The sequence below is a fragment of the Lysobacter zhanggongensis genome (assembly GCF_046638635.1).
Lineage (GTDB): Bacteria > Pseudomonadota > Gammaproteobacteria > Xanthomonadales > Xanthomonadaceae > Novilysobacter > Novilysobacter luteus.
In genome coordinates this window covers 33,198-56,484 of sequence record NZ_JBJXHK010000001.1, presented here as the reverse complement: position 1 = coordinate 56,484, position 23,287 = coordinate 33,198, and the positions used below count along the sequence as shown (strand labels likewise).

Annotated in this window: 24 protein-coding genes and 1 riboswitch; of the genes, 10 read left to right on the top strand and 14 right to left on the bottom strand. The window is 71.1% G+C overall.

The genetic code is table 11. The annotated features are described in order from the left end of the window. The 3 genes from ACKVMH_RS00300 to ACKVMH_RS00290 all read right to left on the bottom strand — a co-directional run bounded on the left by ACKVMH_RS00300 (nt 1) and on the right by ACKVMH_RS00290 (nt 2,563). Nucleotides 1–375, bottom strand: coding sequence for a hypothetical protein (locus tag ACKVMH_RS00300; RefSeq protein ID WP_412698806.1), 375 nt, complete (start codon nt 373–375; stop codon nt 1–3). An 86-nt stretch (nt 376–461) separates the two neighbouring features. Beyond that, nucleotides 462–878: a hypothetical protein gene (locus ACKVMH_RS00295; RefSeq protein WP_412698805.1), complete on the bottom strand. Its 417-nt coding sequence runs from the start codon at nt 876–878 to the stop codon at nt 462–464. Between the two features lie 80 nt (nt 879–958). Further along, nucleotides 959–2,563, bottom strand: a complete 1,605-nt coding sequence (locus ACKVMH_RS00290; RefSeq protein ID WP_412698804.1) for a peptide chain release factor 3 — start codon at nt 2,561–2,563, stop codon at nt 959–961. Between the two features lie 161 nt (nt 2,564–2,724). Between ACKVMH_RS00290 and ACKVMH_RS00285 the strand changes: the two genes are divergently transcribed. Next, nucleotides 2,725–3,834, top strand: a complete 1,110-nt coding sequence (locus ACKVMH_RS00285) for an HDOD domain-containing protein (RefSeq protein WP_412698803.1) — start codon at nt 2,725–2,727, stop codon at nt 3,832–3,834. 124 nt (nt 3,835–3,958) lie between these two features. On the opposite strand, the gene ACKVMH_RS00280 is transcribed toward ACKVMH_RS00285, so the two are convergent. Together ACKVMH_RS00280 and ACKVMH_RS00275 are read right to left on the bottom strand one after the other, a co-directional pair. Then, nucleotides 3,959–4,942 (bottom strand): peptidoglycan DD-metalloendopeptidase family protein, encoded by a 984-nt coding sequence (locus ACKVMH_RS00280; RefSeq protein WP_412698802.1) that lies wholly within the window; start codon nt 4,940–4,942, stop codon nt 3,959–3,961. Nucleotide 4,943: 1 nt separating this feature from the next. Next, nucleotides 4,944–6,074 (bottom strand): NHL repeat-containing protein, encoded by a 1,131-nt coding sequence (locus tag ACKVMH_RS00275; protein ID WP_215219722.1) that lies wholly within the window; start codon nt 6,072–6,074, stop codon nt 4,944–4,946. A gap of 131 nt (nt 6,075–6,205) precedes the next feature. Beyond that, a riboswitch (SAM riboswitch) is annotated at nt 6,206–6,326 on the top strand. Nucleotides 6,327–6,394: 68 nt separating this feature from the next. Here ACKVMH_RS00275 and metX point away from each other — a divergent pair. The 3 genes from metX to ACKVMH_RS00260 are packed head-to-tail and all read left to right on the top strand — an operon-like array spanning nt 6,395 to nt 9,794. Beyond that, entirely contained in the window at nt 6,395–7,459 is a 1,065-nt protein-coding gene (gene metX, locus ACKVMH_RS00270) for a homoserine O-succinyltransferase MetX (protein ID WP_412698801.1), read from the top strand. Beyond that, nucleotides 7,456–8,673 (top strand): cystathionine gamma-synthase, encoded by a 1,218-nt coding sequence (metB, locus tag ACKVMH_RS00265; protein ID WP_412698800.1) that lies wholly within the window; start codon nt 7,456–7,458, stop codon nt 8,671–8,673. Before metX ends, metB begins: the two co-directional genes overlap by 4 nt. Further along, the gene (locus tag ACKVMH_RS00260) at nt 8,670–9,794 is read left to right on the top strand and encodes a homoserine dehydrogenase family protein (protein WP_412698799.1); all 1,125 of its coding nucleotides are present in this window, start codon (nt 8,670–8,672) and stop codon (nt 9,792–9,794) included. The genes metB and ACKVMH_RS00260 overlap by 4 nt, the downstream gene beginning before the upstream one ends. On the opposite strand, the gene ACKVMH_RS00255 is transcribed toward ACKVMH_RS00260, so the two are convergent. Next, the gene (locus ACKVMH_RS00255; RefSeq protein WP_215220275.1) at nt 9,781–11,178 is read right to left on the bottom strand and encodes an L-serine ammonia-lyase; all 1,398 of its coding nucleotides are present in this window, start codon (nt 11,176–11,178) and stop codon (nt 9,781–9,783) included. The two genes, ACKVMH_RS00260 and ACKVMH_RS00255, sit on opposite strands and share 14 nt — an antisense overlap. Nucleotides 11,179–11,293: 115 nt before the next feature. On the opposite strand from ACKVMH_RS00255, the gene ACKVMH_RS00250 reads away from it, so the two are divergent. After that, nucleotides 11,294–11,584, top strand: coding sequence for a glutaredoxin family protein (locus tag ACKVMH_RS00250; protein WP_412698798.1), 291 nt, complete (start codon nt 11,294–11,296; stop codon nt 11,582–11,584). A 3-nt stretch (nt 11,585–11,587) separates the two neighbouring features. Here ACKVMH_RS00250 and ACKVMH_RS00245 read toward each other — a convergent pair whose 3' ends face one another. The 3 genes from ACKVMH_RS00245 to ACKVMH_RS00235 are packed head-to-tail and all read right to left on the bottom strand — an operon-like array spanning nt 11,588 to nt 13,436. Beyond that, the gene (locus tag ACKVMH_RS00245; RefSeq protein ID WP_412698797.1) at nt 11,588–12,160 is read right to left on the bottom strand and encodes a YceI family protein; all 573 of its coding nucleotides are present in this window, start codon (nt 12,158–12,160) and stop codon (nt 11,588–11,590) included. Further along, the gene (locus tag ACKVMH_RS00240; RefSeq protein ID WP_412698796.1) at nt 12,160–12,735 is read right to left on the bottom strand and encodes a cytochrome b; all 576 of its coding nucleotides are present in this window, start codon (nt 12,733–12,735) and stop codon (nt 12,160–12,162) included. Before ACKVMH_RS00240 ends, ACKVMH_RS00245 begins: the two co-directional genes overlap by 1 nt. Next, on the bottom strand, nt 12,732–13,436 hold the full coding sequence (locus ACKVMH_RS00235) for a YceI family protein (RefSeq protein ID WP_412698795.1): 705 nt from the start codon (nt 13,434–13,436) through the stop codon (nt 12,732–12,734). Before ACKVMH_RS00235 ends, ACKVMH_RS00240 begins: the two co-directional genes overlap by 4 nt. A 148-nt stretch (nt 13,437–13,584) precedes the next feature. Here ACKVMH_RS00235 and ACKVMH_RS00230 point away from each other — a divergent pair, with 148 nt between their 5' ends. Further along, nucleotides 13,585–17,181 (top strand): sensor histidine kinase, encoded by a 3,597-nt coding sequence (locus ACKVMH_RS00230; RefSeq protein ID WP_412698794.1) that lies wholly within the window; start codon nt 13,585–13,587, stop codon nt 17,179–17,181. A 37-nt stretch (nt 17,182–17,218) separates the two neighbouring features. Here the strand turns inward: ACKVMH_RS00230 and ACKVMH_RS00225 are convergent, their stop codons facing one another. The 5 genes from ACKVMH_RS00225 to ACKVMH_RS00205 all read right to left on the bottom strand — a co-directional run bounded on the left by ACKVMH_RS00225 (nt 17,219) and on the right by ACKVMH_RS00205 (nt 21,045). Continuing rightward, on the bottom strand, nt 17,219–17,911 hold the full coding sequence (locus ACKVMH_RS00225) for a glutathione S-transferase N-terminal domain-containing protein (protein ID WP_412698793.1): 693 nt from the start codon (nt 17,909–17,911) through the stop codon (nt 17,219–17,221). A 4-nt stretch (nt 17,912–17,915) separates the two neighbouring features. After that, entirely contained in the window at nt 17,916–19,028 is a 1,113-nt protein-coding gene (gene hemE, locus ACKVMH_RS00220) for a uroporphyrinogen decarboxylase (RefSeq protein WP_215219732.1), read from the bottom strand. 77 nt (nt 19,029–19,105) lie between these two features. After that, complete coding sequence (locus ACKVMH_RS00215) at nt 19,106–19,360, bottom strand: WGR domain-containing protein (protein WP_215219733.1); 255 nt, start codon at nt 19,358–19,360, stop codon at nt 19,106–19,108. Nucleotides 19,361–19,408: 48 nt separating this feature from the next. Further along, nucleotides 19,409–20,509, bottom strand: a complete 1,101-nt coding sequence (aroB, locus tag ACKVMH_RS00210; protein WP_412698792.1) for a 3-dehydroquinate synthase — start codon at nt 20,507–20,509, stop codon at nt 19,409–19,411. Then, nucleotides 20,506–21,045, bottom strand: a complete 540-nt coding sequence (locus ACKVMH_RS00205) for a shikimate kinase (RefSeq protein ID WP_412698791.1) — start codon at nt 21,043–21,045, stop codon at nt 20,506–20,508. Before ACKVMH_RS00205 ends, aroB begins: the two co-directional genes overlap by 4 nt. A 111-nt stretch (nt 21,046–21,156) precedes the next feature. On the opposite strand from ACKVMH_RS00205, the gene ACKVMH_RS00200 reads away from it, so the two are divergent. The 4 genes from ACKVMH_RS00200 to ACKVMH_RS00185 all read left to right on the top strand — a co-directional run bounded on the left by ACKVMH_RS00200 (nt 21,157) and on the right by ACKVMH_RS00185 (nt 23,278). Beyond that, nucleotides 21,157–21,360, top strand: a complete 204-nt coding sequence (locus ACKVMH_RS00200) for a dodecin family protein (protein WP_215219736.1) — start codon at nt 21,157–21,159, stop codon at nt 21,358–21,360. A gap of 60 nt (nt 21,361–21,420) precedes the next feature. Then, a complete protein-coding gene (pdxH, locus tag ACKVMH_RS00195) occupies nt 21,421–22,023 on the top strand; it encodes a pyridoxamine 5'-phosphate oxidase (protein ID WP_412698790.1) in 603 nt (200 codons plus the stop codon). Beyond that, nucleotides 22,020–22,817: an ABC transporter substrate-binding protein gene (locus ACKVMH_RS00190; RefSeq protein ID WP_412698789.1), complete on the top strand. Its 798-nt coding sequence runs from the start codon at nt 22,020–22,022 to the stop codon at nt 22,815–22,817. Before pdxH ends, ACKVMH_RS00190 begins: the two co-directional genes overlap by 4 nt. A gap of 80 nt (nt 22,818–22,897) precedes the next feature. Continuing rightward, nucleotides 22,898–23,278 carry a PA2779 family protein gene (locus tag ACKVMH_RS00185; RefSeq protein WP_215219739.1) on the top strand — a complete coding sequence of 127 codons (381 nt, stop codon included), beginning with the start codon at nt 22,898–22,900 and terminating at the stop codon, nt 23,276–23,278. The last annotated feature ends 9 nt before the right edge of the window (nt 23,279–23,287 follow it).

Below are 23,287 nucleotides of genomic sequence, written 5' to 3'. Positions count from 1 at the left end.
TCAGTCGGCCCGACACGCGATCGGGCCGCCTTCATCCTGGCCAAGTACTGCGCCGCCGCCTTCCACCGAGAACTCGAGCGCCTCGCCAGCGAACAGCGGCGGGCTGCGGTCGTCGATGCGCTGCAGTTGGATCACGCGCCCGTCGTCGGCGGTGACTTCCACCACATCGCCCTTGACCGCCACGTTCCAGCCGCCGTCGCAGCTGTAGCGCATGGTCACGGCTTCGTCGTCCGGCACGGTGGGCTCGACCGGGGCGGCACCGGGCTCGGTCACCACCGGGGCCTCAAGGTCGGCGTTGGGTTCGGCGTTGCAGCCGACCAGTGCGAAGACCGCAAGGCAGGACACGAACAACAGGGTCGGGCGAGTGATGGCCATGGCGCCGCTCCGTGATGACTGGGTCGGGTTGGGCATCCACCTTCGACAGCCGCCGATCAAGCGCGGGTGAATGCGTTGTCCTGCATTCAGTCCGTCCCACTGTCCCGGAGGCACGTAACGGGGTCGCCGCCGCCACGCGACAGTTGCAGGCGGTCACCATCGCGCTCGATGGAGGCGTCGCCGCCTACGTACACATCGCTTCCGCCGGCCGAGGCCGATTCGGCGCGTGGCAGGGTCCGCGTTGTTCCGTCGGGGAGCCGGACGGTGGCGTCGTAATGGCCGAAGCGCGCTTCGACCAGGCTGCCCTCGTCGCAGCGGTACGTCGCGTGGTCCGGGTCGCCGCTGGCCACATCGACCGGCAGCGGTGAGGGAGCCTCGGGTGTTGCCGTCCCGGCCGCCACGGGTGGGGCGGCCGGAGGCGGGGCGTCCGGCCCGTCACAGGCCGCCAGCACAGTGGCGGCACCCAAGGTGGCAACCAGCAGCGGAACGCAGCGATGCCTCATCGCCGGACCTCTCATGGTGGGAGACCGGCCCGAACCTAGCGCCCGCCATGCCAGCGCCGCGTGAGCGCGTGGCCGCCGGTTCAGTCGGCCGCCACCGCGTGGGCATGCTCGCGCGTGGCCAGGAATTCGACCTCGGGCGCGCGCTCCTGCGCCAGCTGCAGGTTGACCCGCGTCGGCGCCAGGTAGACCAGCTGGCCAGCGGCGTCGACGGCGAGGTTCATCGCGTTCTTGTCGCGGAATTCCTCCAGCTTCTTCTCGTTGCCGCAGCGCACCCAGCGCGCCGTTGCAATCGTCACCGGCTCGAAGATCGCGTCGACGCCGTACTCATCCTTGAGCCGGTAGGCGACCACGTCGAACTGCAGCACGCCGACGGCGCCGAGGATCAGGTCGTTGCTCATCAGCGGCCGGAAGAACTGGGTCGCGCCTTCCTCGCTGAGCTGGGCCAGGCCCTTCTGCAACTGCTTGAGCTTGAGCGGGTCGCGCAGGCGCGCACGGCGGAACAGCTCCGGCGCGAAGTTGGGGATGCCGGTGAACGACAGCTTCTCGCCCTCGGTGAACGTGTCGCCGATGGAGATCGTGCCGTGGTTGTGGATGCCGATCACGTCGCCGGAGTACGCGCTCTCGGCGATTTCGCGGTCGCTGGCCATGAAGGTCAGCGCGTTGGCGAGCTTGAGGTCCTTGCCGCTGCGCACGTGGAAGGCCTTCATGCCGGCGGTGAACTTGCCCGAGCAGATCCGCATGAACGCGACCCGGTCACGATGCTGCGGATCCATGTTGGCCTGGATCTTGAACACGAAGCCGGTCAGCTTGTCCTCGGTGGGCGCCACTTCACGGCCGGTGGTGGCGCGTGGGCGCGGCGACGGCGCGTGGCGGACGAAGAAGTCCAGCAGCAGCTGCACGCCGAAGTTGTTGACCGCCGAGCCGAAAAACACCGGGGTCTGCTCGCCGGCGAGGTAGCGTTCCAGGTCGAACGGGTGGCTGGCGCCCTGCACCAGCTCCAGTTCGTCGCGCAGCTCGGCCAGGGCCGGCGCGCCGATCGCCGCTTCCAGCGCCGGGTCGTCGATCGACGGGAAGATGGTCGAGTCCTGGCGGGTGAAGTTGCGCCCCTGCTCGTACAGGTGCACCTCGCCGCTGACCAGGTGGACCACGCCCTTCAGCCGCTTGCCCATGCCGATCGGCCAGGTGATCGGCGCGCACTGGATGCCCAGCACGCTTTCAACTTCGTCGAGCAGGTCGATCGGGTCGCGGCCCTCGCGGTCGAGCTTGTTGATGAAGGTCATGATCGGCGTGTCGCGCAGCCGGCAGACCTCCATCAGCTTGATGGTGCGCTCCTCCACGCCCTTGGCCACGTCGATCACCATCAGCGCCGAGTCGACCGCGGTCAGCACGCGGTAGGTGTCCTCGCCGAAGTCGGCGTGGCCGGGGGTGTCGAGGAGGTTGACGATGTGGTCGTCGTACGGGAACTGCATCACCGACGAGGTCACCGAGATGCCGCGCTCCTTCTCCAGCGCCATCCAGTCCGAGGTGGCGCTGCGGGTGGTCTTGCGCGACTTCACCGAGCCGGCCATCTGGATCGCGCCGCCGAACAGCAGCAGCTTCTCCGTCAGCGTGGTCTTGCCCGCGTCGGGGTGGGAAATGATGGCGAAGGTGCGGCGGCGCAGGGCTTCTTGGGAAACGTCGGACATGGGCGCGGCGCGCGCGGGCGCACCGGGAGGCAAGGGGAGGGCGCGGATTATAGCGGTTGCCCGAAACTGCCCACGCAGTCACACATGCGGCCATTCAGTCGACGCGGCGATGGCCGATACCGCTAGCGGAGGCGGGACACCGCAGCGCGAGAGGAATCAAGGTGCAGATTGTCATCGTGGGGAAAGAGCGCGGCCGGGCCAGCGAGCTGGAGCAGGCGCTGTCGGATTTCGGGCTGGACTGGAACGCCCGCTGGCTCGAGGACGCCGCCACGCTGCTCGACAACGGCGCAACGGCCGTGGAGGCCATCGACGTCGTCGTTTGCGAGATGCAGGCGGGCGACCGTCGTGGCACCGAGGTACTGGCCGCCCTGCGCGAGCGCCACCCGGAAGCAGTGCGGATCCTGCTGCTCGACGACGGCCAGGACGCCGACGCCCTGCGTTCGATGGCCAGCGCGCATCGCCTGCTGCGGCAGCCGCTGGACGCGGGCGAGCTGATCGAGGCAGTCGAAAGCGTAGTCGAACTGCGCGAACTGCTGGACAACCCGGTGCTGAAGGAGGCGGTGGGCCGGATCGAATCGCTGCCGCCGCCGCCCAAGCTCTACCTCGACCTGACCCAGCTCTTGCGCGACCCCGAGACCAGCAGCGCCGAAGTCGCCGAACTGCTGTCGCAGGACCCGGTGCTAGCCGCCAAGATGCTACGGCTGTGCAACTCGGCGTATTTCTCGGCCGGGCGCGTGGTCACCGACATCCGCGCCGCGGTGACGCGTTTGGGCCTGCAGAATACCCAGCAGCTGGTACTCGCGACCGAGGCCTTCGGGACCCCGGCCGAGGTCGACGGGATCGATCGCGAGGCGATGCAGGCGCGCGCGCTGCGCACCTCGCGGCTGGCCGCGCAGATCCTCGGCGGCTCCAGCGCAGAACTGGCCGCGACCGCCGGCCTGCTGGCCGAAGTCGGCCGGCTGCTGCCGGGGATGCGCAGCACGCTGCCCGACGGCACCGAGCAGAACCCCGAGGGCCCGCATTTCGCCGAGGCAGGCGCCTACCTGCTGGGCCTGTGGGGCCTGCCGATGCCGATCGTCGAGGCGGTTGCCAACCACCACCAGCCGGGCCGCATGCGGATGTCCGGCTTCTGGGTCGCCGGTGCGGTGCACGTGGCCGCGGCGCTGGTCGCCGATTCCCCGGTCGACGAGGCCTACCTGCGATCGGTCGGCCAGATCGACAAGCTGCCGAAGTGGCGGCTGCTGGGCGCACAGCTGTCCGAGGCGGCGTAGCGGGTAGGCGATACCCGCCAGGCGCAGGAGTCTGCCCCCCGGACCCGGGTCTGTAGGAGCGGCTTCAGCCGCGATCCCATGATCGTGCGCCCGTACCACTCCACGATCGCGGCTGAAGCCGCTCCTACAAGGGGTTGGCTGGCGCATCCCGGGCGGCGGGCGGCGCGTCCGCAGCACCGAGATCCAGCAACCCGTCCGGGCCCCCCATCCGGAAGGGCAGCGACACCAGCCGCATGCCGCGGTTCACCTGCACCACGAAGTGCAGGTGCGGCCCGGTGCTGAAGCCGGTGTTGCCGGATACGCCGACCTGCTGCCCGGCGCGCACGTACTGGCCGCTGCGCACCAGCACGCCGCCCGACGCGAGGTGGGCATACAGCGCCATCGATCCGTCGTCGTGCAGGACGCGGACGAAGTTGGCACGCCCGGCGTAGCGGTCGCGGTCCAGCCCGGTCTGGCCGAAACCGCCCTCGGTCTGCATCACCACGCCCGCACGGGCGGCCAGTACCGGCGTGCCGACCGGGGTCGCGAAGTCGATCGCGTAGCGATTTTCCGGGTCGCCGTGGCTGAAGCTGCCGCCGTGCCCCTGGTCGACGCGCGCGGTGCGCGCCTGCAGCGGCAGCCGGTAGACCACGTCGCGCGGGGCCGCGCTGGGGTGGCCGGGCAGGCTGTCCATCCGGAGCTCGAAACCGGTGGCGCGGGTGCGGTCGGGTGTGTACAGCTCGGCGACCAGCGTGCTGGCGCCGGCGGCCACGGTGGCGCGGGCCGGCAAGACCGGACGGCTGTCGACGTTCTCGCGGCGGCTGTAATGCAGCATCACCTCGATCGGCCCGGCCAGGCTGTTGTCGGCCCAGGCGTGCCAGCCCCCGTCGACCGGCTCGATCCGCAGCCGGGCGATCGGCGCGGGCTCGACCGGCACCGGGATGGTGGTGACCCGCGTGTCGGGTGCGGGGCGCCGGTCGCCGTAGTGGGTGACGCCGTCGGCATCCGTCCACCGGTAGACCTGGCCCGCGTGCGCGGGCACCAGCAGGGCGATGGCTACGGCCGTCGTTGCGATCAGCCGTTGGAGGATCCGCGTCCAGGTACGGCTGCTGACCGACGAGGCGTCCACGTCAACCGCCGCACTCCGCTGCCAGCCCCAGCCCGCGCGCGATCAGTTGCAGGTCGAACGCCGCGACCGCGGAGTCGGCATGCACCGCGAACAACGCCCCATGGGGAAACGTCGGGGTGCTCGCGGCATGCACCACCACGCCGTCGGTGAAGGCGGTGGTCTCGCCGCGGAAGCTGCCGGCCGGGCGCAGGCTGTCGCGCTCGAACAGGTGGAACACGGTGCGCGGCTCCAGCTGGTCGACCGCCAGCCAGTAGCCCGTCTCGGCGCTGCAGGCCCATAGCGCGACACCCTCGGCCTCGGCGGCGAACATGTCGTGCGGCAGGCTCTTCCCGGTCGCGCGGCCGTCGAAGCGGTACTCGCGCAGGGTCGAGGCGATGCCGCCGTCGGCGGTCAGGAAGCGCTCGTCGGCGATCAGCAGCCGCTGGCGCGACGGGTCGCCGGCGATCGACTCAACCACGTGCAGCGCGTCGGCGCCGGTGTCGCCGAACGAACCCGCGTAGCGGCTATGCAGCCGGCCGTCGGCGTCGTGGCGCACCCGGTAGCGACGCACGCGCTGGTCGAGCTCGGCCGCCGGCGGGACCACGTCGTAGCGCTCGCCATACATGAAGTTGTCGGTGACGTAGACCTCCAGCTCACCCGGCGCGATCTCGTTGATCCACAAGCCGTACGGACTGCGCAGCTCGGCGTGACCGAAGCTGCCGGTCGGCTCGAACCCGGGCAACGCGAGCACCTGCACGCGACGGTTGTCGCGCTCGGCCACGAACAGGTGGTCGCCATGCACCGCCACGCCGTTGGGGCGGTCGAACCGGCCCTCCCCGGTACCCGGCCCGCCCACGGCGCGCAGCTGCTCGCCGCTGTCGGCGTCGAACACGAGCAGGCGATCACTCGATTTGGCAGTGGCGATCAGCCAGGTGCCGCCGTCCGGGGTCGGCCAGGTCGCGAGCGAGTCGAGCTCGTCGCCCGGCGCGGCGTGTGCGAGGTAACGCTCGGTGAGCGTCACCGGCGCGGGACCGATGGCGGACGTGGAAGCCGGATCCACCACAGGAGCGCCGCCGGGAGCGGGGGAATGGAGCGGCGTGGCGCAGGCCGCGAGCAGCAGGACAGGCGCGAGCAGGGGAAGACGCAGGTTCATGGGCGCGAAGTGTAAGTGCTGCCCGCGGATTTGAACGGGCCGGAAATGGCGACATGGAACCGATTTTATAGATCGCTTCATACGCATGAAGCGATTGACATGATGCGGAGCCGCGAGCAGAATCCGCCGCACATCCATCGAGACCGGCTGAGGGACAGGCCCTTTGAAGCCGGGGCAACCCAGCGGCGCGCAAGCGTCGCGAAGGTGCCAATTCCTGCGGACGCCGGCTGGCCGGTCTCCGGAAGATGGTTGCGCGCGGTCCCTGCGGGGAGCGCGTGTGCCCGTCAGCTCGATGGCTCCGTCCCTCAAAGGAAGCCACCATGAGCCTGCAGATCCTTTCCGTTCCGTCCCCGCCCCGCTCCGGCCCGGCTGCCGCCCGGGTCGTCGGTAACGCACTGGACGCCGCGTGCGCGACCCGCGTCGGCACCCCCCCGGTCGCCCGCGGTGAGATCGACGTTGTCCTCGACCTGCGCCATGCCGGTCGCCGTGCGCTGACGCTCCGCTACGAGCGGTTCGGCGATGCGACGCTGCCGACGGTTTTCGTCGCTGGCGGCATTTCGGCCGACCGCCACGTCGCCGCCAGCGCCGCGCTGCCCGGCCGCGGCTGGTGGGACGCGCAATGCGGCGACGGCAAGGCGCTGGACCCGCGCCGGCACAGCGTGCTCGCGTTCGACTGGCTGGGTGCGGACGGATGCCTAGACGTGCCGCTGGACCCGGCCGACCAGGCCGACGCCATCGCGGCCCTGCTGGACGCACTGCGGGTCGAGCGCCTGCAGGCGTTCATCGGTTGCTCCTACGGCGCAATGGTGGGATTGCAGTTCGCCGCCGCCCATTCCGATCGGCTTGCGCGACTGGTCGCCATCAGCGGCTGCCACCGCTCCCACCCGCACGCGAGTGCGTGGCGCGCGCTGCAGCGACGCGCGGTCGCGCTGGGCGCATTGCAGTGCGACGACAGTCACGGCCTTGCGCTTGCGCGCCAGCTGGCAATCCTCAGCTACCGCACGCCGGCGGAATTCGACCGGCGCTTCGAGGCCGCCACGGTGGTCGGCGACCGGGTACGTGTGGGGGCCGAGGACTACCTCGACCATTGCGGCGCGACGTTCGCCAACCGCTTCGCGCCGACCGCGTTCGTACGCCTGTCGGAGTCGATCGACCTGCAGGCGCTCAACCCCGAATCGATCCGGGTCCCGGTGACGGTGGTGGCGGTCGCCGACGACCGGCTGGTTCCGGTGTCCGATGCGGTCGAGCTGGCCGAGCGCCTGCGCGGCGACACCCGCCTGCATATCCTGCAGTCGCTGTATGGCCACGATGCCTTCCTGAAGGAGGGGCCGGCGATCTCCGCCATCCTCTCCGAGGCGCTGGCCGGCCAGGAGGTGGCGGCATGAGCGTCGACCCGCTCCAGGTCCCCGCAAGCGCCGGCCGCGGGTGTACCACCGCGGTGCGCGCCGGGATCGACCATGACACCGCGTTCGGTGCGGTGACCCCGCCGCTGGTGCTGTCGAGCAACTTCAGCTTCGCCGGCTTCGGCGAGAAGCGCAGCTACGACTACAGCCGGAGTGGCAACCCGACGCGCGACCTATTGGGCGATGCGCTGGCCGAGCTGGAGGGCGGTGCGGGTGGCGTGGTAACCGCCAGCGGCATGGCGGCGATCGCGCTGGTGCTGCACGCGCTGCTCAAGCCCGGCGACCGCCTGGTCGTACCGCACGACGGATACGGCGGCAGCTGGCGGCTGTTCAATGCACTCGCCGACAAGGCGGCGTTCGAACTGGTCACGGTCGACCTGACCGACCCGCGTGCACTGGCCGGGGCACTGGCCGAGCGGCCGGCCGTGGTGTGGATCGAGACGCCGTCCAACCCGCTGCTGCGCATCACCGACCTGCGTTTCGTTATCGAGGCCGCGCATGCCGCCGGCGCGCTGGCGGTGGTCGACAACACCTTCCTGTCGCCGGCGCTGCAGCAGCCGCTCGCGTTCGGCGCCGATGTCGTGGTGCACTCGACCACCAAGTACATCAACGGCCACAGCGACGTGGTCGGCGGCGCGGTGGTGTCGGCCAACATGGGCCTGCACGAGCGCCTGTCGTGGTGGGCCAACTGCCTGGGCATCACCGGCTCCCCGTTCGACAGCTTCATGACGCTGCGCGGACTGCGCACGCTCGATGCCCGCCTGCGCGTCCACCAGGAGAACACCGCGGCGCTGGTCGAGTTGCTGGACGGCCACGCAGCCGTGCGCGCACTGCATTGGCCGGGCCGCGTCGCACATCCGGGTCATCTGATCGCCGCCCGTCAGCAAAGCGGATTCGGCGCGATGCTCAGCGTGGAAATCGAAGGCGGCGAGGCCGGTGTCCGGGCCTTCCTCGACGGGCTGCGCTGCTTCACCCTGGCCGAGTCGCTCGGCGGGGTGGAAAGCCTGGTCGCGCACCCGGCGACCATGACCCACGCGGCAATGCCCCCCGAAGCGCGCGTGGCCGCCGGCATCGGCGACGGGCTGTTGCGTTTCTCGGTCGGGATCGAACACGCCGACGACCTGCGGGCCGATATCGCCGCGGCGCTGGACCGGGTTGTCGCGCTGCAGGGGCAGCCGAAACGGAGCAGCCGATGAGCGTGCATATCGCGGCAGTGCGCGCGCCGCGTTCAACCCGGCGCACCCCGGAGGTGCGACTCGCACTGCTTGGCACCGGCACGGTCGGCACCGCCGTGCTGCACCGGCTGGCCGCGCTGCAGGACGAAGGGCATGGCGCGGGCCTGTCGCTTTGCTATGCGGGCAACTCGCGCTTCGCGGCGCGTTCGGCAGACGGCCTGTGTCCACGCACGATGACCGGCCTGGCGACGAGGCCCGTACGCGGTGGTGAACCGCCCGCGCTCGCCCGGATCGACGACGCGCTGTGCGGCCCGGCCCCGCGCATCGTGCTCGACGCCACGGCCAGCGACGCGGTTGCCGCGCAGCACGCAGGCTGGTTATCGCGTGGCATCCATGTGGTGACGGCCTGCAAGCTCGGGCAGGGCACGTCGCTGCAACGCTGGCGCGCCATCAATGCCGCCAGCCAGTCCGCCGGCAGCCACTACGGCGACAGCGCCACCGTCGGCGCCGGGCTGCCCCTGCTGCGTTCGATCCGCGACCTGCGGGCCGGTGGCGACCGCATCCACGCGGTTGCCGGCGTGCTCTCCGGATCGCTGGCGTGGCTGTTCAACCATTACGACGGCAAGCGGCCGTTCTCGGGCTTCGTGCGTGACGCCCGCGACGCGGGCTACACCGAACCCGACCCCCGCGAGGACCTGTCGGGCGAGGACGTACGACGCAAGTTGCTGATCCTGGCCCGCGCCGCCGGCGTGGAGCTGGAGGCCGACGCGGTCGAGGTCGGATCGCTGGTGCCGCCGGACCTGGCACAGGTAGAGGCAGACGAACTCGACACCCGGCTCGAAGCGCTCGACCGGCCGCTGCGCGAGCGCTTCGCCGAGGCGTATCGCCGTGGCGAGAAGCTGCGTTTCATCGCCCGGCTTCAGGACGGCCGTGCGCGCGTCGGGCTGGAGTCGCTGGCCGACGACCACCCTTTGTGCGGCGGAACCGGTACCGACAACCGGCTAGCGATCTGGTCCGACCGCTACGGCACGCAGCCGCTGGTGATCCAGGGCCCCGGTGCCGGGGCCGGCGTCACCGCGGCGGCGCTACTGGACGATGCGTTGCGCATCGCCGCACAGTCCGGGGCGATCAGCACTCGATGACGTTGACCGCGAGGCCTCCGCGGCTGGTTTCCTTGTACTTGTCCTTCATGTCGTTGCCGGTGTCGCGCATCGTCTTGATGACCTTGTCCAGCGAGACCTTGTGCTTGCCGTCGCCGCGCATCGCCATGCGGCTGGCATTGATGGCCTTGACCGAGCCCATCGCGTTGCGCTCGATGCAGGGAATCTGCACCAGGCCGCCGATCGGGTCGCAGGTCAGCCCGAGGTTGTGCTCCATGCCGATCTCGGCGGCGTTCTCAATCCGGCTCGGGCTGCCGCCGAGCGCCGCGGTCAACCCCGCGGCGGCCATCGAGCAGGCCACGCCGACCTCGCCCTGGCAGCCGACTTCCGCGCCCGAGATGCTGGCGTTCTCCTTGTAGAGGATGCCCACCGCGGCCGCGGTCAGCAGGAAGTCGCGCACGCCCTGCAGGTTAGCGCCGGGGATGAAGTGGTCGTAGTAGTGCAGCACCGAGGGGATAATGCCGGCCGCGCCGTTGGTCGGCGCCGTCACCACGCGGCCGCCTGCGGCGTTCTCCTCGTTGACCGCCAATGCGAACAGGTTCACCCAGTCCAGCATCGTCAAGGGGTCCTCGGTCGCGGCTTCCGGCCGCGCGACCAGCTCGGCGTGCAGCAGTGGCGCGCGCCGGGTGACGTGCAGTCCGCCCGGCAGCGTGCCGGACGAACGGATGCCGCGGTCCACGCACGAGCGCATCGCCGCCCAGATCTCGTCGAGCCCGGCGTCGATCTCTGCGCGCGTACGCCAGACCTGCTCATTGGCATACATGAGTTCGGCGATCGTGATGCCGTGGGCCGCCACCTGCGCCAGCAGCTCGTCGCCCGAGTTGAACGGGTAGGGCACGTCGGTCGTGTCGGCCACGATCCGGTCCTCGGCCGCCTCGTCCTGGTTGACCACGAAGCCGCCACCGACCGAGTAGTAGTCGCGCGTCGCAATCACTTCGCCATGCGTGTCGTAGGCGGTGAAGCGCATGCCGTTGGTGTGGAACGGCAGCTTCTGGCGCTTGTTCATGATGAGGTCGTGCTTCTCGTCGAAGCCGATCTCGTGGCGGCCGAACAACCGGATCCGCTTGCTCGCGCGGATGCGCTCGAGCGCCGACGGGATCACGTCCGGGTCGATCAGGTTGGGCCAGTGGCCCTCCAGCCCCATCAGCACCGCCTTGTCGGTACCGTGGCCGCGGCCGGTCAGGGCGAGCGAACCGAACACCTCGGCGCGCACCCGCGCGGTCCGCGCGAGGTCGCTGCCGTCACCCGCGCCGCCCTCGATCAGCCAGCGCTCGATGAACCGCGCGGCCGCCCGCATGGGGCCCACGGTGTGCGATGAGCTCGGCCCGATGCCGATCTTGAACAGGTCGAACGTGCTGACAGCCACTGCGCCGATGCTCCCGCCGACGGTGTCGGCCACGGGGCCGGTCGGGGGACGCGGCCATGGGCGGGTATTCTACGGCCCCGCGCTCGCCGCTTAAGGCTTTGCCAGCCGTTTCTCCATGCCCGACGCCGCCACCGATGCACCCGTGCTGGTCCTGTTCCAGCGTGATGACTGCCACCTGTGCGACCTCGCGCTGGAGGTACTGGCCGCGGCGCACTCGCCCGAATTCGAGAGCGTGTTCATCGACGGGGACGCGTCGCTGGAGGATCGCTACGGCGCGCGCGTGCCGGTGTTGCGCGCCCCGGCCGCCGGTCGCGAGCTCGACTGGCCGTTCGACGTGGCGGGCGTGCGTCGTTTCCTCGTGGACGCGCCGGACGAACCGGACGTGCCGCGGCCTCCGACGCGGTGAGGATCAGTCGACCGGCTGCAACCGTACCTTCGTGCTGATCGCAACCGGGTTGGGCAACAGCGACAGGTCGGCCCAGTCGCCACCGCCGACATTGAAGTCGAGCCGCTGCACCGTCGCCTTCCCGTCAAGCACCGCGGTCGCGCCATCGGTGAACGTGAATGTCAGCGTGACCGGATGGACGACGCCGCGCAGGCTCAACTCGCCGTCCGCGGCGTAGCGGCCATCGCCCAGGTCGCGGAATCCACTGGCGGTATAGCGCGCCTGCGGGAACTTCGACACCGCAAAGAAGTCCGGTCCCTTCAGGGTCGAGTCGCGGTCGGCGTTGGCGGTGGTCGCGCTGGCAAGCGGGATCACGACGTCGAGCCGGGCCGCCGCGGGATCGGCCGGATCAAAACTGAGCGTGGTGGTGAACTGGCCGAAGTGGCCGCTGAACACCTCACCGTCGTACTGCGTCGCGAACGCCAGCGTGGAACCGGGGGCCTGCACGTAATCGGCAGCAGATGCCGGTGCGACGGCCAGCAGCAGGGCGGCGGCGGACACGGGCACGGAAAGGCGGGCAACGGCGGGACGCGACATCAGGAAACTCCGGGATCGGTGGGGCGACGGCGCCGCGGCAGCATCCGCCGCAGGGTGTCGTCGCGCTGGAAGACATGGTGGTAGAACGCCGCGGCGGCATGGCCGATGACCACCAGCAGCAACACCCAGAACAGCCATTCATGTGCGGTCTGGCCGAAGTCGCTGAGCGCCTCGTCCGGCGGGCTGAGTTTCGGCACCTCGGCCAGGCCGTACCAGCGCAGCGGCCGCAGCCCGCTGGCGGAGTCGTACAGCCAGCCCGACAGCGGCATCGCCAGGATCAGCGCGTACAACAGCCAGTGGGTCACCGACGCCACCCGCGCCTGCCACGTCGGCGTGCCCGGCAGCGGCCGCGGCGCGCCGGCGTAGAACCGCCAGCCCAGCCGCAGCACCACCAGCGCCAGCACGGTCAGCCCGGTCGACTTGTGCATGTCGTACACCCAGAAGTACTTCGGCGACCGCGGCAGGCTGTCCAACGACAGGCCGACCACCGACAGCACCACCAGCAGCACGACGATCACCCAGTGCAGCAACTGGCTGACGCCGCCCCAGTGGTCGGGTGGATTCTTCCAGCTCATGGTTGTTCCCCTGGCGCGGTGGTGTCGTGGTTGGTCGGTCCTGCCTGCGCTTCGCTGAACAGGCGTTCGGCGAACGAGCGGCTGGCGCGGGTGGCTTCGGCTTCGATGCGCAGCTCAACCGTGTCGCCGATCATCGACGGCCACGCATCGAGGCCATGCGCGCTGCGACTGAGCGTGGCGGTCGCGGAAAAACCGGCGGTCTGCCGGAACGGCGGCATCGGGTGGCGCTCGACCGCGTTGGCGGTGACCTGCATGCACAGCGGGCGGGTGACACCGCGCAGGGTGAGGTCCCCGCACACTTCCGCCCGGCGCGGGTCGAGCGCGGTGACGGTGTTGGAGACGAAGCGCGCGGTGGGGTGGGTGTCGCCATCGAGCAGGTTGGGCGCGAGCGCCGCCCGGTTCCAGCCGGCGTCGCCGAGGTCGAGCCGCGTGATCGGTAGTTCGACCACCAGCCGGGCTCCGTCCCACTCGCCGGGCGTGTAGAGCAGGCCGCCCTCGCTGCCCGAGACGGTGCCGATGGCGCTGGAGAAGCCGGCATGCGAAACCGCGAACACCACCCGCGTGTGGACCGGGTCGAGCTTCCACGCGTCCGGTTCGGCGGCCTGGGCGGTTCCGCCGAAGCCCGCGACGCAGGCGAGCACCGCCACCGCAAGGCGACGCAGGCACACGGTTGCAGCGGCATGGAGGGCGGAAGACGGCATGCCCGGGATTCTAGGCGCTGCTGTCGGGCCGCGCCCACAGGGCGGTGGTACGGACCGTTTCAGCCATGACTTGCCGCGCGCCGCCCGATCGCCGAGGCTGTCGCCAGGGGAGGCGGCCTGGCCGCCGCGCGTAACCATGGAGGGGACGATGCGCATTGCGAACCGTAAGGCGGCGCTGGCCGCAGGACTGATTCTGGGCGTGGCGGCGGCGTCGGCCGCGGGTGCCACGCCTCCGGCTGCCTCGAGCGTGCAGCCGTCGATCCCCGAGATGCCTACCTTGCGCCATGTCGACGTTGCCGACGGGCTGCCGTCGAGCAACATCAACAGCCTCGCGCGCGACCCCGGCGGCTACCTGTGGCTGGCCACCACCGACGGGCTGGCACGTTACGACGGCATCGGCATGCGGGTCTGGCGCCACGTGCCCGACGACCCGGAATCGCTGCCTGGCAACTACCTCACGGTGCTCCACGTCGCGCCCGACGGCCGCGTCTGGGTCGCGCCGGAAGGCCGCGGGCTGAGCGTGCTCGATCCCGCCGCCGGCGACGGGTTCCGCCACTACCGCAGCGCGACCCACCCGGCGATGGGCAGTGACGAGGTCTGGGCGATCGCCAGCCAGGGTGGCGCGCTGTGGTTCGGGACGTTCGGCGGCGGCCTGCACCGGCTCGACGCCGATGGCGGCATCACGCGGCACGTCTCGCGCGAGGGCGACCCGCGCAGCCTGCCGTCCGACATCGTGCTTTCGCTCAACGTCGATGCGCACGGCGACCTTTGGATCGGCACGACCGCGGGGCTGGCGCGCTGGACCGGCGAGGGATTCGAGCGGGTGCCACTGCCCGGCGCGTCACCGGCGCCGACGGTGTTCTCGGCCACGCCGGTCGGCGACAGCCTGTGGGTGGGCGCGAGCACCGGCCTGTTCGAGCTGACCGGCGACCACCGTTGGCGGCAACCGGCGTGGTCGCCGATGTTCGAGTACCCCAATGCGGTGTTCGGGGTGCTGGCGGGGCGACGTGGGGAGCTGTGGCTGGCCAGCCACCGCCAGTTGTGGCGGACCGCCGGTGGCGAAGTGCCGGTGCCGGTGCCGGTCGGCGCCAAGGGCCCGGTGCTGCCGATGTACCAGATGCTCGTACAGCCCGACGGCGCGATGTGGTTCCCGGTGCCCGGTGTCGGGCTCGGTTACCTTCAGCCGGACTGGCGGCGGATCGCACAGTTCCGCGGCGCCGGCGACGGACTCGCGGCGGGGTTCTATCCCGCGGTCGCGGTGGCGCGCGACGGCGGTGTGTGGCTGGGCGGCGAGCGTGGTGAGCTGGAGCGGCTCGGGCGCGATGGCGCGGCGACGCCGGCGGGCAACGCATTGCTGGAGCGCCTGGGGGGTGCCCAGGCGATGTCGCTGCTGGAAGCCGCGGATGGCGCGTTGTGGCTCGGCCAGCGCCGGACCCTCTTCCGGCTCGACCTCCATCGTGGCCGCGTTGCGAGCTGGTCCGCCGGCGACGGCCCCGATGACGCCCTCGCCGGGCCGGTCGACCTGATCGCGCAGGCACCCGACGGCACGGTCTGGGTGTCGTTCGCCGGTGCCGGCCTGCAGCAGCGCAACCCGGCCACCGGCGCGCTGCTGGCGACGGTGGTGCCGGGTCCGGAGCAGGGGCTGGGCATGGGAGATACGGAAGCGCTGGTGTTTGATCCCGGCGGCCGGGCCTGGATCGCCACGGCGCAGGGCGTGCGGCGGTGGGATGGCGACAGCGGCCGGTTCGAGGCGCCCGCGGGCATCGCCGTCGATGACCGCGTGTTCGCGCTCGGTTTCGCGCCTGACGGAAGCCTGTGGCTGCAGCGGCTGTCCGGACTGGAGCAGTACCGCGCGACGGGTGACACCTGGCACCGCGTCGCCCATGCCGGCACCGCGCAGGGCATTCCCGCCGCCGAAGCCGCCGGCTTGCAGGTCGACCGCGACGGGCGCGTGTGGCTGGCGACCCGCCGCGGGCTGTTCCGCTGGGACCCGGGCAGCGACCATGCGCGGCGGTTCGGGTTGCCCGATGGCCTGTCGAGCCAGGAGTTCGTCGACCGCAGCCTGGTGCTGTCGGAAGACGGCGTGCTGACCGCGGCGCTGGCCGACGGCGGCGTGGTGATGGTCGACACGTGCGTGCCAGATCCGCCGCCGCGGCAATCACCCCTGCACGTCGACCGGGTGGAGGTGCGGCGGCAGGGCGACTGGGTCGCGCTTGACCCGCGCGCTTCCCTGCAGGTCGGCCCCTCCGACCGGGAGCTGCGCGTACAGCTGCGCCTGCTCTCGTTCGACGACCCGCAGGCCAACCGCTACTACACGCGGCTCGATGGTTACGACGACGACTGGGTGTCGCACGGTGCAAGCGGCGAACGCGTGCTTGCGGGGCTGCCACCGGGTGCGCACGTGCTCCGCGCGCGGGCGATCGATGCGTCCGGCAATGTGGCCGACGAGCAGGTGCTGGCCTTCACCGTGCAACCGCCGTGGTGGCGCACCGGCTGGGCTGCGGCCGGCGCCTTCGGGCTGCTGCTGTTGCTGTTGTGGGCTGCCGCCGACCGATACCGCGCACGCCTGCGCCAGCGCCACGCGTGGCAGCGCGCCGAGCACGAGCACGAGGTCTCCCGCCAGGCGTCGCTGGCCAAGACCCGCTTCCTCGCCACGCTCGGCCACGAGGTCCGTACCCCGATGACCGGCGTGCTGGGCATGACCGAGCTGCTGCTGGACACCTCCCTGGCGCCGGTGCAACGCAACTACGCCCAGTCCATCCGCGACGCCGGGCAGCACCTGCTGCGACTGGTCAACGATGCACTGGACCTCGCCCGTATCGAGTCGGGCAAGCTCGCCCTGGCCGAGCAACCCTTCGACCTGCGCGCGCTGGTCGACGAGGTCGTGGCCATGATCGAACCGTTGGCGCGGGCGCGGGGCCTCGCGTTCCGGCTCGAGATCGCCAACGACGCGCCGCGCAATCTCCTCGGCGACCCGGTCAGGGTGCGGCAGATCCTGCTCAATCTGCTGGGCAACGCGATCAAGTTCACCGGCGAGGGCTGGGTGGCGCTGGAAGTGGGCAGCGCTGGCGACACGGACGTGGTCCTGTGCGTCGCCGACAGCGGCCCCGGACTCAACACCGAGCAGCAGGCGCGGCTGTTCCGCCGTTTCGAACAGGCCGACGGCGCGCGAACGGCCGCGCGTTATGGGGGCAGTGGGCTGGGCCTGGCGATATGCCAGGAGCTGGCCGCGGCAATGGACGGCGCGATCACGGTCGACAGCAGCCCGGGCAATGGCACGCGGTTCGAGGTGCGCCTTCCACTGCCCCGTGTGGAACCGCCCGCCCGCCCGGTGTCGGACGGACCGGTCCCGGTAGTGCCGCACAAGGTGCTGCTGGTGGAGGATGACGCGATGGTGGCCGAGGTGATCACCGGCCTGTTGCGCGCGCAGGGCCACACCGTCGTGCATGCGGGGCACGGACTGGCGGCACTGGCCGAGGTGGCGTCGGGTGGTTTCGACGTCGCGCTGCTGGACCTGGACCTGCCCGGCATGGACGGTCTCGCGCTGGCGCGGCAACTGCGCGGGCAGCGGTTCGACGCGCGACTGGTGGCCGTCACCGCCCGCGCGGAGGCGGAGGTGGAGCTGCTGGCGCAGGCGGCCGGTTTCGACAGCTTCCTGCGCAAGCCGGTCACCGGCGCGATGCTGCGCGCCGCGCTCGAGGCCGGCGACGCGGATCTCGCCCGCGGAGCACTCGATTACGCGTAGGCCGGCACGAGCCGGCTACGCGCCGGGGCCGTGGGTGTCAGCGCGACGTCGGCCCGCTGCCGAACAGCACCCGGCGCTCTTCGTCCGACATCGGCCTGTCGCGCTTGTACGCGTCGCCTTCGACGTAGGTGCGTTGCGCCGCCGGACGCTCGTTGATGGCATCGAACCAGCGGTGCAGGTTCGGGAACGCGGCCAGGTCCTGGCCATGCGATTCGTACGGCCGGATCCACGGGTGGCAGGCCATGTCGGCGATGGAATAGTCACCGGCGATGTATTCGCGGTCGGCCAGGCGCCGGTCCAGCACGCCGTACAGCCGCGCGGTTTCGCGGACGTAGCGGTCGATCGCGTAGGGCACTTTTTCCGGCGCGTAGATGTTGAAGTGGCCGTTCTGCCCGGCCATCGGGCCCAGCCCGCCCATCTGCCAGAACAGCCACTGCAACACCGCGGCGCGACCGCGCAGGTCGGGCGGGAGATACCGGCCGGTCTTTTCGGCCAGGTACAGCAGGATCGCGCCGGATTCGAACATCGACCACGGGTCGCCGCCGCCAGCGGGGGCGTGGTCGACGATCGCCGGGATGCGGTTGTTGGGGGCGATGGCCAGGAAGGCAGGCTCGAACTGGTCGCCGCGGCCGATGTCGACCGGCAACTCCCGGTAGGCCAGGCCGGTCTCCTCGAGCATCAGCTTGACCTTGTGCCCGTTGGGCGTCGGCCAGTAGTGCAGGTCGATCATCGGATCACCTCGCGCTCAATTCGTGCACGGCCTCGACCAGCACCGCTACGTGCGCGGGGTCCATGTCCGGCGACATGCCGTGGCCGAGGTTGAACACGTGGCCCTCGCGCGACCCGCCGTTGCCGTCGCGGTAGCTGTCGAGTGCGCGGCCGACCTCGGTGCGGATCGCCTCCGGGCTGGCGTACAGGGTGACCGGATCGAGGTTGCCCTGCAGGGCGACCTTGCCGCCGGCCCGGCGCGCCGCCTCGCCCAGTTCGATGGTCCAGTCCACGCCGACCGCATCGGTCCCGCTGGCGGCCAGGTCGGCCACGTGCGGGCCGTTGCCCTTGCCGAACAGGATCAGCGGCGTGCGATCGGTACCTTCGCCGCGTTCGAGTTCGGCCGCGATGCGCTTGAGGTAGCGCAGCGAGAACTCGCGGTACATCGCAGGCGACAGCACGCCGCCCCAGGTATCGAACACCTGCAGCGCCTGCGCGCCCGCCGCGCGCTGCGCCGAGAGGTAGGCGATCACCGCATCGGTGGTGACCTCCAGCAGGCGGTGCATCGCCGCCGGGTCGTTGAGCGCGAGCGACTTCACCCGGGCGAAGTCCTTGCTGCCGCCGCCCTCGACCATGTAGCAGGCCAGCGTCCACGGGCTGCCGGAGAAACCGATCAGCGGCACGCTGTTGTCCAGCTCGCGGCGGATGGTCGAGACCGCGTCAGTCACGTAGCGCAGGTCGCTCCCCATGTCGGGCACGCCCAGCCGCGCGATGTCGGCGGCGGTGCGGACCGGTCGCTCGAACTTCGGGCCCTCGCCCTCGACGAAGTACAGCCCCAGCCCCATCGCGTCGGGCACGGTGAGGATGTCGGAGAACAGGATCGCCGCGTCCAGCGGGAACCGGCGCAGCGGCTGCAGGGTGACCTCGCAGGCCAGTTCCGGGTTCTTGGCCATCGCCAGGAAGCTGCCGGCGGCCTTGCGCGTCGCGCGGTACTCCGGCAGGTAGCGTCCGGCCTGGCGCATCAGCCACACGGGCGTGCAGTCCACGGGCTCGCGGCGCAGGGCACGCAGGAATCGATCGTTACGGGGCTGGGTGGTCAATGACGGGTCCTCGGTCTGCGTGCGCCCGCCGCGGCGCATGGGGCCTGCATGGTAAGCCGTGGCGGCGTGGAGCGGCCTGCGCCCGGGGCCCGAAGGACAGGATGCAGCGTTCCGCCTCAGCGGCGACCGTCGGTGCCCTGGCTGAACATCAACTGGAATCCGCGCTTGAGTTGCTGGTCGCGCGCCTGCTCCAGCGCCTGCAGCGCGCTGTCGTGGTCGAGGAACTGCTCACGACGCACCTGGCTGCGGCCGCCGATCTGGCCGGTCTCGCGCACCAGGGTCCAGCCGCCAAGCAGGTCGGGCTGCAGCATCAGCTGCACGAAGCGCGGGGCTTCGGGGCCATCGGGGCGTTGTTGCAGGAGCAGGCGCATGGGCCGGGATTGTACGGGCCCGCCCGCCCGGCGGTGTCGACACCGGCGCTATTCCGACAGCACCGCGAGCACCGCGTGGTCCTGCACCCCGGCGACGACGCGCGCCGCACCGGCCCGGTCCCACAGCACGAACCGGATGCCGCCGGCATCGGCCTTCTTGTCCAGCCGCATGCGTGCCAGCAGCGCCGCCGGCGCCAGGCCGGTCGGGAGCCGGGTCGGAAGGCCCAGTCGCTCCAGCAGGGCGGCCAGGCGCTCGGCATCGGCCGCCGGCGCAAGGCCCAACCCGGCTGACAGCCGTGCGGCCAGCACCATTCCGATGGCGACGGCCTCGCCATGGTTCAGCCCGTCGCCCGCGCCGGCGTAACCCTGCGCGGACTCGATCGCGTGGCCGAAGGTGTGGCCGAAGTTCAGCAGGGCACGGTCGCCGCGTTCGTACGGGTCACGCGCGACAACTTCGGCCTTGTACTGGCAGGACTCGGCGATCGCCCGGGCCAGCGCATCGCTGTCGCGTGCGAGCAGCGCCGCGGCATGGTCCTCGAGCCAGTCGAGGAACCCGGCATCGAAGATCGCCCCGTACTTGACCACTTCGGCCAGGCCCGCGCGCAGCTCGCGGTCGGGCAGGGTGTGCAAAGTGGCGGTGTCGGCAAGCACCGCGCGCGGGGGATGGAACGCGCCCGCCAGGTTCTTGCCGGCCGGCAGGTCGACCGCGGTCTTGCCGCCCACCGACGAGTCGACCATCGCCAGCAGCGTGGTCGGCAACTGCACGACGTCGACCCCGCGCATCCAGCACGCGGCGGCGAACCCGGCGAGGTCGCCGACCACGCCGCCGCCGAGCGCCAGCACCGTGGCATCGCGGGTCGCGCCCAGCGCGGCAAGCGCGTCGAGCACCTCGCCGAACCGCGCGAGGGTCTTCTCGTGCTCGCCGGCCGGCATGACATGGCGTGCGACCGAGAGATCGGGGCGCGCATCGCGCAGCGCTCGCTCAACCGTCCCCGCATGCAGCGGCGCGACATGGGTGTCGGTGACCAGCAGCACGTGGCGCCCGCGTACGTGCGTGAGCAACTGCCGGCCATCGCCAAGCAGGCCTTCGCCGATCGTGATCCGGTACGGCGGTGCACCACCGACGTCGACCACGCGTGTCGCGCTCATGCGGCGGCCCCACGCTGCCAGCGACGGCCCAGCTCGAGCGCCAGGCGGGCGGCGGCTTCGGCCGCTTCGAGGCCCTCGGTATCGAACTCCAGGTCGGCGACCTCGCGATACAGCGGCGTGCGGGCGACGGCCATCGACCGCAGCACTTCGTCGCGGTCATGGCGCTGCAGCAGTGGGCGGGTGTGATCGCGGGCGAGGCGCTCCAGTTGCCGGGCCGGCGTGACCTGCAGGTGCACCACGTAGCCGCGGCGTCGCAGCAATGCACGGTTCGCGGCATCGAGCACCGCGCCGGCGCCGGTCGCCACCAGCACGCCGTCGTCCGCCAGCAGCTCCGCGAGCATCGCCGACTCCCGCTCGCGGAACCCGGCCTCGCCCTCGCACTCGAAGATGGTCGCCACGCTGGCGCCGGTCTGCTGCTCGATCGCCCGGTCGCAATCGGCCAGCCGCAGGTCGAAGTGTTCGGCCAGGCGGCGGCCGATGCAGCTTTTGCCGGCGCCGGTCGGCCCGACCAGGATGAGGTTGGCGGCGGGGTTCATGCGGCCGATTGTAGGGCGACGGTACCGCCCCGTAGCGACTTCTTAACACCGGCCGCCCTAGCGTGGCCCTACCGGTCGCAGCCGCGCCCGGACCGATGGAAGGAGAGTGCCATGGCAGTCGCGAAGGTGATCGAACTCAACGCATCGTCGTCCAAGAGCATGGAGGACGCCGTGCAGGTGGGCCTGCGCAAGGCCGCCGAGTCGGTCAAGGGCATCAAGGGCGCGTGGGTCAAGGAGGTCAAGGTGGTGACCTCCGACGACGGCACGATCACCGAATGGCGGGTCGACATGAAGGTGACCTTCGTCGTCCAGTAACCGGGCGGAAGGCCGGGTGCGCGGCGTGCACCCGCGCCGCCGTCCGGTGACAATGCCGGCATGGAAACTCCCGACCTGCTGCGCGACGCGCTCGCGACCTTCGACGAACTGTTCGCCCAGGCACGGACCGCCGGCGAACCCGACCCGACCGCAATGGTGGTCGCCACCGCCGGCCTCGATGCGCGGCCGTCGGCGCGCACGGTGCTGATGAAGGCGCACGACGCGCGCGGATTCGTCTTCTACACCCACCTTGACGGTCGAAAGGGGCGCGAACTGCAGACCAATCCCCAGGCGGCGCTGCTGTTCCACTGGCCGCGCGTGCAGGAGGGGGTGCAGGTGCGCATCGAGGGGCCCGTGGAACTGGTGTCCGACGACGAGGCCGACGCCTACTTCGCCAGCCGCCCGCGCGGCAGCCAGGTCGGCGCATGGGCGTCCAAGCAGTCCGAGACGATGGAGACCCGGCAGCGCTTCGAAGAGCGCATCGCCGAGGTAGAGGCCGAGTTCCAGGGACGCGACATCGCGCGTCCGCCGCGGTGGTCGGGCTTGAGGGTGCGGCCGATGGTGATCGAGTTCTGGTACGCCCGCGGCCATCGCCTGCATGAGCGCACGGTTTACGAAAGCGACGTGGCCGGCGTCTGGTCCAAGCGGATGCTGTATCCGTGACCGGACCGCGGCGCATCGTCTGCCTGACCGAGGAGCCGACCGAAACCCTGTACGCCCTCGGCGAGCAGGACCGCATCGTCGGCATCAGCGGCTTCACCGTACGGCCGGCGATCGCCCGCAAGCAGAAGCCGAAGGTCAGCGCCTTCACCAGCGCGAAGATCGGCGAGATCCTCAAGCTCGAGCCGGACTTCGTGGTCGGCTTTTCCGACATCCAGGCCGACATCGCCGCCGAGCTCATCCGCCACGGTGTCGAGGTGTGGATCAGCAACCACCGCAGCGTCGACGGCATCCTCGACTACATCCGCCGGCTCGGTGCACTGGTGGGCGCGTACGAACGCGCCACCGCCTACGCCGACCACCTGCAGCGCGGCCTGGATGGCATTGCCGACGCCGCCGCGCGGCTGCCGCGCCGGCCGAAAGTCTATTTCGAGGAGTGGGACGACCCGCCGATCACCGGCATCCGCTGGGTCGCCGAGCTGGTGCGCATTGCCGGGGGCGACGATATCTTCCCCGAGCGCGCGGCCGAATCGCTTGCCCGGCAGCGCATCCTCGAGGACGCCAGCGAGGTCGTGCGCCGCGCGCCGGACATCATCCTGGGGTCGTGGTGCGGGAAGAAGTTCCAGCCGGCCAGGGTCGCCGCGCGTCCGGGCTGGGACACCATCCCCGCGGTGCGCGACGGCGAGCTCCACGAGATCAAGTCGCCGATGATCCTGCAGCCCGGCCCGGCGGCGCTCACCGATGGCGTCGGTGCGATTGCCGCGATCATCCGCGACTGGGCGATCCGGCACGGCTGAGCCGACGCGCAGGCCCCGCAAGGCCGCCTTCACGCCGCCTGTGGCATACCTCCGCCATTCCACGACGAGGGAGTCCCGCCATGTTCCGCAAGTTCGTAGTCACCCCGCTGCTGATCGGTTCGCTGACGTTGTCGATGGTGGTTGCTCCCGCCACCGCGACCGCCGGGGTCATCAGCACCCAGCAGGCGCTGTCGGCCGAGATGCGCGCAGCCAAGGAAACCCAGGTCCGCAGCTCGCTCGCGCGCGACGACGTGCGCCAGGCCATGCAGCGCCTGGGCGTCGACCCCGCCGATGCCGATGCGCGCATCGCATCGCTCAGCGACGCCGAACTGGTGCGCATGCAGGGTGAGCTCGACAGCCTGCCGGCCGGCGGCGACGCGCTTGCGGTGATCGGCGTGGTGTTCCTGGTGCTGCTGATCCTGGAACTGGTCGGCGTCACCAACATCTTCAACCGGGTCTGATGCCGGCGG

Coding starts and splice junctions, on each gene's coding strand:
- ACKVMH_RS00300 (WP_412698806.1), bottom strand. CDS start 375: ATGGCCATCACTCGCCCGACCCTGTTGTTCGTGTCCTGCCTTGCGGTC.
- ACKVMH_RS00295 (WP_412698805.1), bottom strand. CDS start 878: ATGAGGCATCGCTGCGTTCCGCTGCTGGTTGCCACCTTGGGTGCCGCC.
- ACKVMH_RS00290 (WP_412698804.1), bottom strand. CDS start 2,563: ATGTCCGACGTTTCCCAAGAAGCCCTGCGCCGCCGCACCTTCGCCATC.
- ACKVMH_RS00275 (WP_215219722.1), bottom strand. CDS start 6,074: ATGAACCTGCGTCTTCCCCTGCTCGCGCCTGTCCTGCTGCTCGCGGCC.
- metX (WP_412698801.1), top strand. CDS start 6,395: ATGAGCCTGCAGATCCTTTCCGTTCCGTCCCCGCCCCGCTCCGGCCCG.
- metB (WP_412698800.1), top strand. CDS start 7,456: ATGAGCGTCGACCCGCTCCAGGTCCCCGCAAGCGCCGGCCGCGGGTGT.
- ACKVMH_RS00260 (WP_412698799.1), top strand. CDS start 8,670: ATGAGCGTGCATATCGCGGCAGTGCGCGCGCCGCGTTCAACCCGGCGC.
- ACKVMH_RS00250 (WP_412698798.1), top strand. CDS start 11,294: ATGCCCGACGCCGCCACCGATGCACCCGTGCTGGTCCTGTTCCAGCGT.
- ACKVMH_RS00245 (WP_412698797.1), bottom strand. CDS start 12,160: ATGTCGCGTCCCGCCGTTGCCCGCCTTTCCGTGCCCGTGTCCGCCGCC.
- ACKVMH_RS00240 (WP_412698796.1), bottom strand. CDS start 12,735: ATGAGCTGGAAGAATCCACCCGACCACTGGGGCGGCGTCAGCCAGTTG.
- ACKVMH_RS00235 (WP_412698795.1), bottom strand. CDS start 13,436: ATGCCGTCTTCCGCCCTCCATGCCGCTGCAACCGTGTGCCTGCGTCGC.
- ACKVMH_RS00230 (WP_412698794.1), top strand. CDS start 13,585: ATGCGCATTGCGAACCGTAAGGCGGCGCTGGCCGCAGGACTGATTCTG.
- ACKVMH_RS00225 (WP_412698793.1), bottom strand. CDS start 17,911: ATGATCGACCTGCACTACTGGCCGACGCCCAACGGGCACAAGGTCAAG.
- hemE (WP_215219732.1), bottom strand. CDS start 19,028: ATGCGCCGCGGCGGGCGCACGCAGACCGAGGACCCGTCATTGACCACC.
- ACKVMH_RS00215 (WP_215219733.1), bottom strand. CDS start 19,360: ATGCGCCTGCTCCTGCAACAACGCCCCGATGGCCCCGAAGCCCCGCGC.
- aroB (WP_412698792.1), bottom strand. CDS start 20,509: ATGAGCGCGACACGCGTGGTCGACGTCGGTGGTGCACCGCCGTACCGG.
- ACKVMH_RS00205 (WP_412698791.1), bottom strand. CDS start 21,045: ATGAACCCCGCCGCCAACCTCATCCTGGTCGGGCCGACCGGCGCCGGC.
- ACKVMH_RS00200 (WP_215219736.1), top strand. CDS start 21,157: ATGGCAGTCGCGAAGGTGATCGAACTCAACGCATCGTCGTCCAAGAGC.
- pdxH (WP_412698790.1), top strand. CDS start 21,421: ATGGAAACTCCCGACCTGCTGCGCGACGCGCTCGCGACCTTCGACGAA.
- ACKVMH_RS00185 (WP_215219739.1), top strand. CDS start 22,898: ATGTTCCGCAAGTTCGTAGTCACCCCGCTGCTGATCGGTTCGCTGACG.